Origin of the sequence: Lentibacillus sp. Marseille-P4043, assembly GCF_900258515.1 — a bacterium.
Lineage (GTDB): Bacteria > Bacillota > Bacilli > Bacillales > Amphibacillaceae > Lentibacillus_C.
This window is the reverse complement of record NZ_LT984884.1, coordinates 1,679,660-1,696,101: the sequence shown is the minus strand read 5'-3', so window position 1 is coordinate 1,696,101 and position 16,442 is coordinate 1,679,660. Positions and strand designations below refer to the sequence as shown.

General features: G+C 42.3%; 14 protein-coding genes, 1 pseudogene and 1 riboswitch. Of the genes and pseudogenes, 2 read left to right on the top strand and 13 right to left on the bottom strand.

Annotated elements, in window-relative coordinates:
* Positions 1–34 precede the first annotated feature (34 nt).
* Positions 35–1,093 (bottom strand): calcium/proton exchanger, encoded by a 1,059-nt coding sequence (gene cax, locus C8270_RS08310; RefSeq protein WP_106496381.1) that lies wholly within the window; start codon positions 1,091–1,093, stop codon positions 35–37.
* A 229-nt stretch (positions 1,094–1,322) separates the two neighbouring features.
* Between cax and C8270_RS08305 the strand changes: the two genes are divergently transcribed.
* Positions 1,323–1,691 (top strand): hypothetical protein, encoded by a 369-nt coding sequence (locus tag C8270_RS08305; protein WP_106496380.1) that lies wholly within the window; start codon positions 1,323–1,325, stop codon positions 1,689–1,691.
* Between the two features lie 249 nt (positions 1,692–1,940).
* Here the strand turns inward: C8270_RS08305 and C8270_RS08300 are convergent, their stop codons facing one another.
* The 9 genes from C8270_RS08300 to manA all read right to left on the bottom strand — a co-directional run bounded on the left by C8270_RS08300 (position 1,941) and on the right by manA (position 13,158).
* The gene (locus C8270_RS08300; RefSeq protein WP_234028522.1) at positions 1,941–3,731 is read right to left on the bottom strand and encodes a cation:proton antiporter; all 1,791 of its coding nucleotides are present in this window, start codon (positions 3,729–3,731) and stop codon (positions 1,941–1,943) included.
* Between the two features lie 221 nt (positions 3,732–3,952).
* Positions 3,953–4,807 carry an ROK family protein gene (locus tag C8270_RS08295; RefSeq protein WP_106496379.1) on the bottom strand — a complete coding sequence of 285 codons (855 nt, stop codon included), beginning with the start codon at positions 4,805–4,807 and terminating at the stop codon, positions 3,953–3,955.
* Between the two features lie 163 nt (positions 4,808–4,970).
* Complete coding sequence (locus C8270_RS08290; protein ID WP_106496378.1) at positions 4,971–6,908, bottom strand: BglG family transcription antiterminator; 1,938 nt, start codon at positions 6,906–6,908, stop codon at positions 4,971–4,973.
* A 158-nt stretch (positions 6,909–7,066) separates the two neighbouring features.
* Positions 7,067–8,386 carry a 6-phospho-beta-glucosidase gene (locus C8270_RS08285; protein ID WP_106496377.1) on the bottom strand — a complete coding sequence of 440 codons (1,320 nt, stop codon included), beginning with the start codon at positions 8,384–8,386 and terminating at the stop codon, positions 7,067–7,069.
* 42 nt (positions 8,387–8,428) lie between these two features.
* Positions 8,429–9,817 (bottom strand): glycoside hydrolase family 1 protein, encoded by a 1,389-nt coding sequence (locus C8270_RS08280; RefSeq protein ID WP_106496376.1) that lies wholly within the window; start codon positions 9,815–9,817, stop codon positions 8,429–8,431.
* Positions 9,818–9,854: 37 nt separating this feature from the next.
* Positions 9,855–10,151 carry a PTS lactose/cellobiose transporter subunit IIA gene (locus tag C8270_RS08275; RefSeq protein ID WP_199794716.1) on the bottom strand — a complete coding sequence of 99 codons (297 nt, stop codon included), beginning with the start codon at positions 10,149–10,151 and terminating at the stop codon, positions 9,855–9,857.
* Between the two features lie 89 nt (positions 10,152–10,240).
* Positions 10,241–11,524 carry a PTS cellobiose transporter subunit IIC gene (celB, locus tag C8270_RS08270; RefSeq protein WP_106496374.1) on the bottom strand — a complete coding sequence of 428 codons (1,284 nt, stop codon included), beginning with the start codon at positions 11,522–11,524 and terminating at the stop codon, positions 10,241–10,243.
* A 21-nt stretch (positions 11,525–11,545) separates the two neighbouring features.
* The gene (locus C8270_RS08265) at positions 11,546–11,854 is read right to left on the bottom strand and encodes a PTS sugar transporter subunit IIB (protein WP_106496373.1); all 309 of its coding nucleotides are present in this window, start codon (positions 11,852–11,854) and stop codon (positions 11,546–11,548) included.
* 347 nt (positions 11,855–12,201) lie between these two features.
* The gene (gene manA / locus C8270_RS08260) at positions 12,202–13,158 is read right to left on the bottom strand and encodes a mannose-6-phosphate isomerase, class I (protein WP_106496372.1); all 957 of its coding nucleotides are present in this window, start codon (positions 13,156–13,158) and stop codon (positions 12,202–12,204) included.
* A 180-nt stretch (positions 13,159–13,338) separates the two neighbouring features.
* Here manA and C8270_RS08255 point away from each other — a divergent pair, with 180 nt between their 5' ends.
* On the top strand, positions 13,339–13,878 hold the full coding sequence (locus C8270_RS08255; protein WP_106496371.1) for a GNAT family N-acetyltransferase: 540 nt from the start codon (positions 13,339–13,341) through the stop codon (positions 13,876–13,878).
* Between the two features lie 54 nt (positions 13,879–13,932).
* On the opposite strand, the pseudogene C8270_RS08250 reads toward C8270_RS08255, so the two are convergent.
* The 3 genes and pseudogenes from C8270_RS08250 to C8270_RS08240 form a co-directional block, all read right to left on the bottom strand.
* Positions 13,933–14,196 (bottom strand): annotated as a pseudogene (locus C8270_RS08250) (PTS sugar transporter subunit IIA); the annotation flags it as partial.
* 127 nt (positions 14,197–14,323) lie between these two features.
* Positions 14,324–15,187, bottom strand: a complete 864-nt coding sequence (gene dapA, locus C8270_RS08245; protein ID WP_106496369.1) for a 4-hydroxy-tetrahydrodipicolinate synthase — start codon at positions 15,185–15,187, stop codon at positions 14,324–14,326.
* Positions 15,188–15,302: 115 nt separating this feature from the next.
* A riboswitch (Lysine riboswitch) is annotated at positions 15,303–15,481 on the bottom strand.
* Between the two features lie 172 nt (positions 15,482–15,653).
* A complete protein-coding gene (locus tag C8270_RS08240; protein ID WP_442785827.1) occupies positions 15,654–16,439 on the bottom strand; it encodes an ABC transporter ATP-binding protein in 786 nt (261 codons plus the stop codon).
* Between the last annotated feature and the right edge of the window lie 3 nt (positions 16,440–16,442).

The following is a 16,442-nucleotide window of genomic DNA, read 5'->3' as shown; positions in this document are numbered from 1 at the left end:
CTGGGACAACAAACCTGTCCCCATGTCCCAGCACTCAGACCAAATAAAAGCCGATTCCCATAATGACATAGGCGGCTAATAAGATCAGGCCGTCGAACCAGTTTGAATCTCCATCAATGGAAAGCATGATCATCAACAATACTGCTGTCACCATACTGATTAATTCCGGCCACGTGAAAATTAGCGGCATTGGTGTGATGAAAAATAGAGAAACTAAGACTAGAACTGGCAGCACAAACATCGCTACTTGAAGTGTTGACCCGACGGCAATTTCGACAGCCGTATCCATTTTATCCTTATAAGCCATCATGACTGCCGATGCGTGTTCAGCGGCATTTCCCACGATCGCAACAATGATCACACCGATAAATAATTCCGTCCAACCGAATGTATCTCCAACCACATCGAACGTATCAACTAAATTTTCCGAGACGTAAGCAACCGCAATAGTGGCAATTGCAAGCACGATGATCGCTTTCATTTTGCCCCATTCCGGTTCCTCTTCCTGTTCGGTTTCCGTTGAATTGTCTTCGCTTTGATAAACGCCACGATGAGTCACGAGCTTAAACACTAATGCCGCGATATATAACAAGATTAGAATAATTGAAATCCCGATGCTAAGCGCCATCGTAGCTTGATCATCCATTTTATAAGTGAAAACTTCCGGAATAACAAATGCGACAATGACCGCAAACATCAAAAGGCCTGCATTATGCCGCGCCTCATTAACATCAAAGGATTGACGTTTAAATTTCAAACCGCCAACAAAAAAAGAAAGCCCCGCAACGAGCAATAAATTACCGATTACCGAACCAGTTAACGAAGCCAAAACAATGCTAATCAGGCCAGCTTTCAGCGAAAAAAAGGAAATAATAAGTTCCACTGCATTACCAAACGTCGCATTAAGCAGGCCGCCGATTCTAGGTCCCATCACAATCGCCAAACTCTCCGTCGCCCTGCCAATAAAACTGGCCAAAGCGACAATCGTCAAGCAATAAATGATAAACATGATCACAGCCGACCAATCAAGAAAAGACCCAATAACCGAAATCGGGACACCAATAAACACAAGAACACTAAAAACTTTATTCATCTTACCAAAACCGCCTTTTTATCCCAGTTGCAAATAGTGTACCCGCATTATTTGATTTTTATTTGGGACATGGGGACAGGTTTGTTGTCCCAGCCCGTCTTGGCGGAGTGGCGCGGGTTTGAGGGTGGGACAAAGGACCTGTCCCCATGTCCCGCCTCCCCATGTACTTGTATTCAAACGATTGTAAGTAGATAAAAACAGGTTTAATATAATGTGAGGGGTGAATTTGATGGGAAAACGTAAGAAAAATAAAGCAAAAGGGCCAAGACATAAACGACTTAACCGTAAAGGACGACTTCAGGCCGCCGAACATTGGATTCCGACGTATGTTGGGAAAAACATCGTAAAGGGCTACGCCAAACATTTTGGAGTAGACAAACTATGCGCTGTTGCTGAACTAGAAATGTTAGGATATACATTTAGTGAAAACTATACGCAACAATTAAAAGACGAACAAAATCAGAAGCAACGTGCTGCAGAAAAGCGAAAAGCAGCCAAAGAAATGGAAAACACTTTCTGGGACGATGACAGTGATGAAACATTCGCCTTCATTGCTGGTTACACAGAAGGCGGTGCACCATACGGTATCACATGGTAGGAATGGAAGCAGCAAGAAGATTACCAAGAAGATAGCCAGGAAAATCTGATACCTAGAAGTGAACCAATTGTGATCGATATCGATGATGAGGATTTACCTTTTTGAGGTGGGACGCGGGGACAGGTTTGTTGTCCCAGCCAGATATCCCATAGTGATGCGGGTTTGAGGGTGGGACAAGGGACCTGTCCCCATGTCCCGGGACCCCCCCATGTCCCGGAACCGCATGTCCCCCATCCCTCTTTGTCCCTCCTATTTTGCTAGGATGACGAGTTGGTCTCCTTCGTCTATTTGGAATTTTTCTTTTAGTGTTACGAAGTCGATGGTGTCGTTCTTTTTCTTGATGCAAAGAACCACTCCATCTGTTTGTAGATCTTCTTTTTTTACTGTTTTTTTCGAGTTGATTTCAACGGTTTTAAGTTCATATTCGGTGTTTATTTTTCGATTGAGTTCCTTAAATGTCTCCCCTTTTCCAAAAAGCAGGTTCGCTTTGAGTGAAGGTGGGAGTCCGGTATGATCTAAATATTTTCCCGTACCTGAATCGACGGTCAGCGCAAATGTATGATTGTACCCGAATTCTGGTACGTAAGACTGGCAGATAAGTGCATTGTAGGCAGCATCTCCTGTCATCGCTAGAATGCTATTATACGGGGTTAAGTCAACTTCGAATTCCGCATGTTCTAACAGGATTTCACCTTGATACGTTTCAATTCCAAGTTCTCTCGCCCGAAAAAGTCGTTCGCTCGATGTATCACTAATCAGAACCGGCGTGCCCATTTCTTTCAAATGGTTGGCAAGTGCAATTGCGAAACTGCTTGCTCCAACAAGAAGTATTCCAGGTGGCTCGTCGCTAGCTAGTCCAAGTTTTTTCGCTACCGGACCGATAGTAAATCCATGTGCGCAAACTGTAATGAATACAAGGGCGAATGTCAAAGCCGTTAGTATGGAAGCCTCTGCATATCCATCGTCCATGAGCAGTGAGGTAAAATAACCGGAAACAGTCAAAGCGACAATCCCTCTAGGTGCAATCCAGCTGATCAGGGTTTTTTCCGCTAGGCGCAATTCCGTTCCGATCGTTGAAATCCAGATGGAAAGCGGACGGATGATGAAAAGCATGATCAGAACGAAGAAAATAATCGACCACGTAAATATTTGTGCGAGTGTTTCTCTTGTCAATGAAGCTGCCAACAAAATAAATACCGTTGAAGTCAAAATTACCGAGATATTTTCCACAATGTGTCCAATACTGCCAATCGATGATACATATTTTTTACTGCCCGCCATTGTCAATCCCATAATGGTCACAGCGAGCATCCCCGTTTCATGCATCAAGCTTTCGGCAATCGCAAAACTAAGCAAGACGAACGAAAGCAAAATGGCTGATTTGAGATACTCCGGAAACCAGCCTTTGCTGACAGAAATACTCACAATCATGCCAACAATAAACCCGAGTGCCATTGCTACAAAAGCGCCAAGAAAGAATTGAAATAAATCGATACCGGTTAGGGCATCACTGCTAATAACTTTGAAAATTTCATACGAAAACAAAGCAAGCAATGGACCGATTGGATCGACAATAATTCCTTCCCATTTCAGCACTCCAGCTACTCGTGGATTTAATTTTGCCTGGCGGAGCAGTGGGATGATAACAGTCGGACCTGTCACGACAAACAGTCCACCAATCATAAAAGCAATTTCCAGACTCAAACCTGCAACGTAATGAGCGGCAAGTGACCCACCAACCCATGTAATAAAAACGCCAATTGTTATAATCCGTAATACTGATTTAGAAACGTCCTTGATTTCACGAACGTCAAGACTCGAACTGCCTTCAAACAAAATCACCGCAACAGCAAGCGATATTAGCGGACTATATATATCACCCAAAGCCTGTTCCGGATTAATCAATCCAGCAACCGGACCAATAATAAGCCCAGCAACTGACATAATCACGATCGAAGGCCATTGAATCCTCCAAGCCAACCACTGCGAAAAAATTCCAAGCGCAATGACGACGACAATACTCATTAAAGCCGTATTCATGTTGTTCACCCTCTTTAATGGGTAAGTTTATAGAAAAGTCTCCTGAACGTCAACTGGGACATGGGGACAGGTTTGTTGTCCCGGTCTAGTTTGGCGGAGTGGTGCGGGATTAAGAGCGGGACGTAGGGACAGGTTTCTTGTCCCACTGATTTTTCCCGGAGTGGTGCGGGTTTGAGGGTGGGACAAGGGACCTGTCCCCATGTCCCCCATGTCCCGGCCTTTTAATCGGATGATACGAGCGCCATTGCACCTCTTACTCCTTGTTCATCATGGAGCTTTGGTGCTACGATAAACGTATCCACATTGTCAATTCCAACATAGTCATTTACCAAATCCAGCACTTTTCTCCGAATAAGTGGGTATAATTGTTTTTGCTTCATGACTCCGCCACCCAAAATAATTCGCTCCGGTGACAGGACAAGAACATAATTCATGATTGCTTGTGCCAGATAATAGGCCTCCAGTTCCCATACGTTTCGATCTGCAGCCAATTGTGCACCCTTTTTCCCGTACCGTTGTTCAATCGCAGGGCCTGAGGCAAGTCCTTCCAAGCAATTCCCATGATAAGGGCAGCATCCTGTAAATGGATCATCCTTGTGCTGCTGAATTAGGACATGTCCCATTTCCGGATGACTTTTTCCGACGTACGTTTCCCCGTCTTGAACATATCCCGCACCGATTCCCGTCCCGACGGTGATATACATGCAGTTGTTCACATCTCTTCCAGCTCCATATTTGTACTCAGCAAGTGCCGCTGCATTCACATCGGTATCAATATAAACGGGCACCTTCAAATCCGATTTTAATTTCGTTAGTACATCATACTGTTTCCATTTTGTTTTAGGTGTATTTAAAATCATCCCATATGTAGCACTCTTCTTATCCAAATCAACTGGTCCAAAGCAGCCAATTCCAATTGCTTCTACTTTGTGAGAATGAAAAAATCGCTTAACTTCCTGGAATGTTTCCGCTGGTTCTTCAGTCGGAAAACTTGTTTTTGCAATGATTTCTCCTGACTCTTCCCCAACAGCACAGACAAATTTCGTTCCGCCAGCTTCTATTCCACCTATGAGCATCATGTTTCCTCCTTTTTATCTCCCGCGGGATGAGGTGCGGGACGCGGGGACAGGTTTCTTGTCCCACTGATTTTTCCCGGAGTGTCGCGGGTTTATGGGTGGGACAAGGGACCTGTCCCTACGTCCCACCTCCACACACCTCACCTTCCGCGTTCCATCCACTCTAATCCGTTAAAACGTGGATAAATTCTTCATATGTTTTTGCCTTCACCAAATGTTGTACAATCTCGGGCTGATCAATTATATTCCCAAGCATATCATACATGGACTGCAAATCCTCCATGCTATCTTTTTTGACGCAAAGTAGACAAATAAATTGGACTGGTTTATTACTCCACATGATTGCCTTTTCCAACGTACAAACTGCAAGAAATGTTTGGTTAGATTTTGGCGTAATGGGATGTGGAACAGCAACTAAATTGCCAAAAGATGTTGGAGCAACTTCCTCCCTTTCTTGAACCGCTTCAAGCAACGTGGCATCTACCAAGCCTTTATCCAATAATTCTGTTTGAAAAAATTGTAATACCGCTTCCTTTGAATCAAATTGTCTCCGTAAAAACATCAGCTCTTTTTGAAAATAGCTAGGTGAACCTTGGTGCTGATCGACTACTACTCTTTCAATTTTTTCCAAATCATGTTCACCCAAAATCGCATTCACTTCTACTACAACCGGTATAGAAAGCTCTTGATCAATTGGGATGGAACTGACAATGAAATCTATATCCTGTAATGGGTAGTTTGTGAGCTGATAATATTCAGTAGTTCCTACAACATCAAGACTTTCTCCAAAGTAGTTTTTTAATTTATAGAAGATCAATTGTGCCGTTCCTAAACCAGACGCGCAAACAATCAGGCATCGTTTTGGACCCGAATCCATTTTCCTTCTTTCTATCGCTGCACCGATGTGAAGTGCAAGATACCCTACTTCATTTTCATTTATTTCAATCCCAGTTTCAACCTTGATGGCTATTCCTGCTAAAATCCCTGCCTCAAATGCTAATGGGTAGTTCTTTTTAATATCAGCAAGCATCGGGTTACGTACATTCATGCCATATTTATACCGATTAATCGCAGGTTTTAAATGCAAGCTTAAGCCGATCTTTAATTCTTTATCATCTTTTATTCCCAAGTTTAATTCCGCCTCAATTTTATCAAGCGCCAGGTTCACCAAATGAACAATTTCCTCATCCATTACTTGTTTAACGAGTTTATCCCCCGTATTTGTTTTCGTTAGCAGTTTGGTTCCCAGTAAATGGATGGCAATATAGGCAACTTCAGACTGTGGGAACGCAACATCAAACGTACGCTCTACCTTTTGAACAATTTCTGTTGCAACCAGATACTCCTTTTGTTGTAAAATATCTTTTAAATCAGTGTCATGCAATGTGACATGATAGCCGCTTTTAATACGTTTATAAGCGATAGCTATATGAATAAGCAAGTTATTCATGGCAATATCGGATAAAATAATTTGATGAAGTTGAATTTCCTCCATAATAATATCGGAAATACGAGTTAAATCTTCTGGGGCAAACGATGACAAATGAGAACCAAATACTTGTTGATCCCGTCTGCAACGATGGTCAAATAAATATTCCGCTAAGCAAAAACGTAGCTTCAATTCATTACCAATTGCTTTCAAGCCATAATTCGGCCGGGATTCAAGATGAATACCATATTCGGTAAAAATCGCCTTTACATGCTTTAAATCATTTTGAATGGTTGATTTGCTGACATACAGTTCATCTGCTAAATCATCCAATTTCACATAATCCCCACTTAACAATAGACGTTTAATTAAAAAAGCTGTACGTGCTTCCTGAGATTCGGGAACAAATGAATGATCCGTCATTACGTCCGTTGAGATAGTCTGGAGGTACGCACGAAATAATGTTTCATCCGTTATTACCAATTTATATCCCTTTCCGCGTACCGAATCAATCAAGGCACCATTGTTGGATAGAAATGAATCCAGTTGTTTCACATCCGCCCTTGTTGTCCTGGCTGTGACCTGGTTCAAGTTTGCTAAATATCCTCCTGTTATGGGGGTTTTCGCGGCCATTAATTCTTGTAGAATGATTCGTAATCTGGAGCTTAACATATCGATTTTTCTCCTTATAAACTGCTTTAACTTTATGTCCTTATATTAAAAAAACTGGGATTCACCTCGTCCCATGGTGAAGTTTCCCAAAGAGGTCTATATTTCCTAAAGTGTAAAAAAGTCCTGATCAAAAAATCAGAACTTCCTTCATGATCGTATTATCGCGCATGGGTAAAAAATTGTGGCAAGTAATCCTGGTGTGCTTCTAACATTTCACCCAACAGCTTCTTCGCAATTGTATCAGATGGAACTAAAGGATTAATCGTCATAGCAAGTAACGCTTTATGGTAATCCCCCGTCACCGCAGCTTCAGCACTTACGCGTTCAAATGATTTAATTTGTTGCACAAGCCCTCTGACTGGAACCGGCAAATCACCGACACTAATTGGTTTTGGTCCTTCTTGTGTAATCACACAGCTGATTTCCACTGCCGAATCATTCGGTATACTGGCAATTGCCCCATTGTTTCTCGTATTAACCGGTTGAATATCATGTTTATCATTATAAATGGAATTAATGAGACTGCATGCAGCATCACTGTAATATGCTCCACCTCTCTCTTCCAATTGCGGTGGTTTAATCGCCAGGTTCGGATCGCGATACAATTGAAATAAATCCTTTTCCAATTGTTGCACTACTTGCGCACGCGTCCCTTTTTCTGCATCGTCTTTTTGTTCCTCTTCAAGCATTTTACTTGTTTGATAATAATAACGATGATATGGACATGGCAACACTTCTAATCCCTTGATAAAATCTGGTTCCCAGCCCAAATCAACGATATTCTTCATCGTCATACCAGCACCATTACTAAGCATCTCTAAGACTTTTTTCGTTACAATTTTTCCATCCACATATACTTCCAAGCCATAAACCATATGATTCAAACCAGCAAAATCGATTTGTACCCGACTCGGATCAACATCAAGCATTTCTGCGACACCCATCCGCATCCCGATTGGTACATTACACAAGCCTACCGTTCTCGTAATGTTACTATAGCGCAATACGGCTTCCGTTACCATGCCTGCTGGGTTCGAAAAATTAATCAGCCATGCATCCGGGCAAAGTTGCTCGATATCCTGACAAATATCCAATATAACGGGGATGGTTCGCAGTCCTTTAAACAAACCACCCGGCCCATTTGTTTCCTGTCCAATCACACCATATTTTAATGGTATTGCTTCATCCTTAGCACGCGCAGCTAATTGGCCCACACGAATCTGCGTTGTTACAAAATCTGCACCAGGTAATGCCTCTTTGCGATCCAATGTTAAATGGATATCAATCGGAACACCGGCTTTTTCGACCATCCGTTTCGCCAGCGCACCAATCGTTTCTAATTTTTCCTTTCCTTCTGGGATATCAACAAGCCATAATTCACGAATTGGCAATTCATCATACCGATTAATGAATCCCTCAATCAACTCTGGCGTATAACTTGATCCCCCACCAATCGTTACAATCTTTAAACCTTCCATTTCGCTCACCCCGTAATCATTTGGTACCTTTTTGAACAACCTCTAAAATCCATTATTCGCTGAAACCTTTTTAATCCAATGTGCACTTTTCTTCGGTGTCCGTTCCTTCGTCTCAATATCAACAGAAAAGAAACCATAGCGATTTTTATACGCATTCATCCATGACCAGTTATCCATGAATGACCACAGATGATATCCCTTAGCATTACACCCTTCTTGAATTGCTTGATGCAGCCACTTCAAATGCTCGGCAATGAATTCAATCCGGTAATCATCTTGAATCTCTCCGTCTTCGATAAATCGGCTCTCATCCTGGACACCCATCCCATTTTCAGAAATAAATGATTCAATATTTCCGTAGTTTTCCTTTAAATTAATCATAATGTCATAGATGCCTTTTTCATAAATTTCCCAGCCACGATATTTGTTCATTTTTCGACCAGGCATTTCATAATTATCAAAGAACCAATCAGGCATAAACGGTCCATACGGGTTTGGCAAATGTTCTTTCGCTTTTACCCGGCGTGGTTGATAATAGTTGACCCCAAGTATGTCTGCAGTATTTGCTTTCAACAACTCACGATCCCCTGCTTGGGAAACCGGTAGTTGACCATGTTCTATCAAGATGTCAATCAACTCTTGTGGATACTCGCCAAGTACAGCTGGATCTAAAAAGCTGCGATTGAAAAATAAATCGGCAATCCGTGACGCTCTTAAGTCTGCTGGATTCTGACTACGTGGATAAGATGGAGTCAGATTCAAGATAATCCCAATTTTTCCATCCTTAATCGTATACGTGCGGAATGCTTCTACTGCTTTGGCATGGGCAATCATCGTATGGTAAGCTACTTGTGCTGCTCGACTACCATCCACAACATTTGGATAATGAAAGTCGTATAAATAGCCACCTTCGACAGGTACTATTGGTTCATTAAAAGTAAACCATTTTGCCACGCGATCACCAAATAAGCGGAAACATGCTTTTGCATAGTCAACATAGGCTTCTACCACTTCTCTATTTTCCCAGCCACCTTCATTTTGCAGTTCCAATGGCATATCGAAATGGAACAGGTTCACAAATGGTTCAATATCATTTGCGATTAATTCGTCGATGACATTGTTGTAAAAGGTTACCGCTTCTTGGTTCACTTCTCCCCTGCCACCTGGAATCAGCCTTGACCAAGAAATGGATAGTCGAAATGTATTGTGGCCAATTTCCTTCATCAATTGAATATCTTCTTTGTATTTATGATAGAAATCGGATGTTGTTTCCGGACCGACATTTTCAAAGAAGCGATTTGGTTCTGTTTCGTACCAATGATCCCAAATATTTTTGCCTTTTCCACCTTCATTTGCGGCTCCTTCTATTTGTGTTGCGGATGTTGCACTTCCCCACCAGAAACCATCTGGAAACTTGTAGTTAATCGTCATGAAAGCTCCTCCTTTTTCAATACCAAAATTGTTACGATTATTTATTACGATAAAGTTCCACAATTTCAACAGCCAAATCACGTACTGTCATTGATGTCATCAAATGATCCTGTGAATGAACAAGCAGCACATTGACCGGATTTTCCTCACCATTTGCTTCCCGTTGCAGTAGTTTTGTTTGATAGTCATGTGCCTTGCCCAATTCTGTGCCAGCTTCTTCAATTAGTTGATCCGCTTGGTCAAAATTACCTTCTTTTGCCTCTTGAATTGCTTCCATTGCATTGGATTTACCATTCCCGGCAAATAGGATAATTTGAAAAGCGATTTCCGTCATATTTTCCACGATTTACTCACTCCTGATGTTTTCTAATTTAAGCGGATACAGCTCCGAATCATCGGAACTATATCCACAAGTCTAGGAATCTATTTTTCAGCATTTTTCTCGGATTCGTAATAGTTTTTGTCCAATAATTTCAAGAATGGCCACCAGATCAATATAACGATAACGAGGTTAAATGCTTGTAACACACCGCCCTGCCATGCATTACCCGTTGCCAGGAACCCATTCAAAATTGGTGGCGTTGTCCATGGAACAATAATTCCTGCTGGAGGTGGAACCAGTCCAATCGACATCGCAAAATAGGTGATGATGGTTACGATAACTGGTGCAAGCAACCATGGGATGATTACCAATGGATTCATAATAATCGGTAATCCAAAAATGATCGGTTCGTTTACATTAAAGATACCAGCAGGTCCACCTAATTTACCTAATTCTTTCAATTGTCTGCTTCGACCGATTAAGAAAATCAGAATAACGACGGCTAACGTCATCCCTGATCCACCCATTCCAACAAGGAAAGAATCAACAAATTGCTTGGTAATAATATTTGGCAGTTCCGAACCTGCCTGGAAAGCCTCTAAGTTCTGATCATTTAATGAATACCAAATTGGATCAAATACCGAGTTCACAATAATTTGACCGTGCAGACCAAAGAACCAAAAAATCTGAATCAATAATACGGCTACGATTGTTGCTGGTAATCCACTACCCAATACTGTCAGTGGTTCTTGAATGACGGTATAAATGAAATTTTGTACTGTATCAAATGGTGTGTAACTAAAGATAATCCGAACGATTAAAAATACAGCGAGTGTTAATGTAATTGGAATTAAGGAACTAAATGATTTCGATACTGCCCCCGGAACACCAGCCGGCATTTTAATCGTCCAATCCTTTTGCACAAAGAAACGGTATAGTTCTGCAGAAACGAACGCAGTGAATATCCCCAAGAACATTCCTTCTGCACCTAAGCTTGCTGTTGGAATAACACCAGACACACCTTCAAGTACTTGTGGTGTTAAAATAAGGAATGCTGCTAAGGCAACAACACCACCATAAATAGCCTCGAGCCCATAATGTTCGGTTAATTTATACCCAATACCAACAATAACAAAGATCCCCATAATACTTAATGTCGCTGCCGATGCAGGCCCTAATGCATCCTGATACGTTGCGAATGCCTCTTCCCCGATTAGCTTATCAAGGAAAGGAAAGTTGGCAATAACAACGAAAATAGAACCAAATATAATCAACGGCAAGGCAACCATAAATCCATCCCGAAGTGCCGTTAAATAGCGATTATTGTTTAATTTATCGGCTATTGGCAACAGGATATTTTCTAGGAATTCCATGAACTTATTCATATTTTCTCCCCCTGTTCTTGATTATTCCCCTATTAACTCCAAAGCTTTTTCTAACACGGCTTGTCCATCAATTCTCCCGTATGCAACTGGGTCAATGACATCCAAAGGAATACCCGCTTCATCCGCATTTTTCGACAATTTCTTTTTCATGAACCGCATTTGTGGTCCAATTAAAAGCACATCTGCCTTTTTCATTTCCTTTGCAGCCTTGTCCTGTGCAACTGCCCAAACGGTTACTTCAATCCCCTTCTCTTTCGCAGCCTCCTCCATTTTGGAAACTAACAAACTAGTTGACATTCCTGATGAACATGCTAATAAAATATTTTTCATTTATAATTCCTCCTGAAGTTGAATTGATAATTTTTACTGTACTATTAGTATAATTTAAAAGCGCTTTCATCTACACACATTGTTTTTCCGGATTATAGAGGAAATAGTTAAACGCTTACATTTTAGGGGGGACATGGGGACAGGTTTGTTGTCCCAGTCTAATTTGGCGGAGTGGCGCGGGATAGAGAGTGGGACGAGGGACCTGTCCCCATGTCCCACTGAAGGATGACGGAGTGACGTGGGTTTGAGGGTGGGACGCGGGGACAGGTTCGTTGTCCCACTGAAGGATAGCGGAGTGGTGCGGGATCGAGGACGGGACAAGGAACCTGTCCCCATGTCCCGCTCAATCACGTATGAGAAACAACCATTGTTGCGTGCCCTTGAAGCTCATATTCCTCAATTGTGGAAGGTAAAATAAAATGGTTCCCTTTTTCGATATCAAAGGTTTTTCCGTCAATGGCGATAGTTGCATTTCCATTAATCACACTAACTTGTAAAAAGTCTTGATCCGGCTTTCGAACAGTTTTCCCATTTAACTCCCAGCGATACACACTGAAATACTGTGCTTCCACTAGCTGCTTAATGGTTAAATCAGCAACATGTTCTTCGCGTTGATCAACAGCCACTTGTTGATGTGGTACAGTTGTTACTTCTTTTGCCTGTTCCAAATGCAATTCCCGTTTCTGCCCAGTCGCGCCAACCCGATCATAATCATACACACGATAGGTAATATCGGAACTTTGCTGTGTTTCCAAAATGACAATCCCCTTGCCAATAGCGTGGATCGTACCACTTGGAACATAAATGAAGTCACCAGCCTTTACACTGACATGCTTCAACAGCTTGTCCCATTCGCCGTTATCCATCATCCGTTCTAACTCTTCCTTTGTGTTGGCATGGTGTCCCAACACAATTTCGGCACCAGGTTCGGCGCTGAGCACGTACCAGCATTCCGTTTTTCCATATGGCTGTCCTTCCACTTCTTGAGCAAACGTATCGTCCGGATGTACCTGGACAGATAAATCATCATTTGCATCCAACATTTTTACCAGTAATGGATACGCTTCGTTACGTTCGCCCTCTCTATTAAATAATTCCCCATGTTCTTTCCAAACATCCGCTAGTGTTTTCCCTGCTAAAGGACCATTTGTAATCGTGCTTGGTCCATTCGGATGCGCAGATATAACCCATGCTTCACCCGTTTTCTCATAAGGAATATTGTACCCATATAACGTATGAAGTTTCTGTCCACCCCAAATACGTTCATGAAAAGTTGACTTTAAAAAAATAGGTTCCTGATACATCTCTCTTTCCCTCCAATGAAAATCTTTTTCGATCTGGGACGTGGGGACAGGTTTACTGTCCCAGTCCAATTTGCCGGAGTGGCGTGGGGTTGGAGGTGGGACAAGGGACCTGTCCCCATGTCCCACCTCGCGTCTGATATAATGAAATCATCAAAACCTTAAACAAAGTGAGGCTAATTTATGACGGAGACTGCTTTATATATGTTACACGATTTGAACGACATACCAAACTATCCGCTCCCGAGTGGTTTTCATTTTCGCCTGTATAATCGGGAAAATGATCATGAAACATGGGCAAAAATTGTAACTGCAACGAATGAATTTTCAAGCGAACAGAACGCTTTACAACGCTTCAACCACGAATTCAGCATCCACCCAATTGAAGTAAAAAAGCGGATCATCTTCCTTGAAACAACCGATGGACAAACAATCGGAACAGCGACTGCTTGGTTTGGTGAATGGAATAAAGAAACGATCGGCCGATTACATTGGATTGAAATTATCCCTGGCTTCCAAGGAAAAAAACTCGGTAAACCATTAATATACGAGGCGATGAAACTTCTTTCCCAGTATCATCAAAAAGCTTACCTAAAAACACAAGCATCTAGTCAAGCCGCCATCCACATATACAGTCAATTCGGCTTCAAGCCCGTTTACAACACAAATGAAGAACAGACTACCTGGAATCATATTTTCGAGATATTGAAAAAGAGAGCGTAACTGCTCTCTTTTTCCACATTCCCGACCAAATTTCAGTCCATTACACAGCCAACCTTAATGAATCGTATCCAACAGTTCGTATGCTTCTTCCTTAGTCGTTACGTTCAGCAGCTTTCCCCTGAATGTCTCGACCTTCAATTTGCGGGAAAGCATTTGTAAGATATTCAAATGGGCATCCCCTGCACTCTCTTCTGGTACAGCAATCATGAAGATTAATCGCGCATCCGTACCATCCATGCCTTTCCAATCTACTCCATCACGGTTAATTCCAAATGCAACAGATGGACGTTTTACAGCGGAAGATTTACCATATGGAACCTACTTTTTTTGGGGGACGTGGGGACAGGTTTGTTGTCCCAGCCTGATTTAGCGTAGTGGCGCGGGTTAGAGGGTGGGACAACAAACCTGTCCCCATGTCCCACCTGCCACCATCCTGCGTCCCAATCTATCTCAGAACCGCTTGCAATCTCCTTTTTTCTTCATCTGTTAAAGGCACCATTGGCAACCGAACATTTCCAACGCGAATGCCTTTTTGGTTTAACGCTTCTTTTGTTGGTGATGGGCTTGGTTGCGCAAATAATGCCTTCATCACTGGGAGAAGCGTTCGATGCATCGAAGCCGCCGCTTGTGTATCACCATTGTTAAAATGGCTGATCATTTCCTGCATTTCATTCCCCACGATATGGGCAGCAACAGAGACAACGCCTGCTCCGCCGATGGACATAACTGGTAATGTCAAACTATCATCTCCACTGTACAGTGTAAAATCATCAGGGGTTTGGCTGATCACTTTCGCCATTGCATCCAAATCACCGCTCGCATCCTTTATCGCCACAATGTTTTCAATCTCTGCTAATCGGACAACTGTCTCTACCGCTATTGCAACAACGCTTCGGCCAGGTACATTATATAGCATTACTGGTAGTGACGTGGACGCTGCAATAGCTTTAAAATGTTGAAACAATCCTTCTTGTGATGGTTTGTTGTAATAAGGTGTCACAAGCATTACACCATCGACACCTGCTTGTTCAGCCTTTTTGGTTAAATCAATAGAAGCTTTCGTGCTATTCGATCCGGTCCCAGCGATAACAGGTATTCTACCGTCCACAACCTTAACAACATAGGTGAACAATTCCGCTTTTTCATCGGTTGTTAGTGTAGGACTTTCTCCAGTTGTTCCGGCGATCACTAGTCCATCAGAACCATTTGTAATTAAATGATTCACTAAATTACTTGTAGCGTCAAAATCAATCTCTCCATTTTGATCAAATGGGGTAACCATTGCAGTTAAAACTTTACCAAAATCCATGACGACACACCCTTTACATATTTTTTAGTAAGTAAGGTAGTAAGGGTATCGCAAAGCAAACGCAAAAAAAGCAACAACGAGGGCTTCGCTGTTGCAGTAGAAACGATCGCTTCCTGCGTAAGATAGCCCTTCATATAGTCACCTATATGACAGTCCTGCATTTCTTCAACACAGTCCCAGCTTCAAGAACATGAGATTCTCTCTGCTTCGGCAAATCACCCCTTTCCACAATCGTCATTGGAACCCATTTTCCTCACATTGTGTACTGATGGCCCTTGCGCCTCTATCCTCACTTCAAACATATTGAAACAAGAAATGATTTAATTTAAACTCTAAAATAACACACAAACGTAACGATTACAAGAGGTGTGGAGTGGGACGTGGGGACAGGTTCCGCGTCCCACCCGCTATCACGCATCACTACGGCATTTCAGGCTGGGACAACTAACCTGTCCCCATGTCCCGCTCATCCTAATACGGCGCGGTCGCTTTCGAATTTGGTGCCGCGGATGCGTTGGAATTCTTTTAGTAGGTCTTCGATGGTTAGTTTTTGCTTTTCTTCTCCGTTTACGTCTAGGATAATTTGGCCTTTATCCATCATGATTAATCGGTTGCCTAAATCGAGTGCTTGTTGCATGTTGTGGGTGACCATTAGTGTCGTTAAGTTAAATTTGCTGATGACATCATCGGTAAGTTTGGTGATTAATTCTGCACGTGAAGGGTCCAATGCCGCTGTGTGCTCATCAAGCAGTAAAATATTTGGTTCGGTAAAAGTGGCCATCAATAGTGACAATGCCTGACGTTCCCCACCGGAGAGAAAGCCGACTTTGGCATTTAACCGATCTTCCAAATTCAAATTTAGGGATGCCAATGTCTTCCTAAACATTTCCTTCCGCTTCTTCGTAACACCTGGTTTCAATTTTCTTCTCTTATTACGCGCATATGCCATTGCCAGGTTTTCCTCAATGGTCATGGATGGTGCTGTACCGGCCATTGGATCCTGGAAAACACGACCGATATAGGCAGAACGTTTGTATTCGGGCAAATGAACAACCTGCTTGTCATTGATAATCACATCGCCAACATCCGGGATTAAATTTCCGGAGACAACGTTCATTAGTGTCGACTTACCCGCACCATTACTGCCAATCACAGTAACAAATTCGCCTTCCTTTAGTTCCAAATCTACACCTTGTAATGCTTTCTTTTCATCTGGTGTTCCTTCGTTAAAGGTAATTGAGATATTTTTCATTTC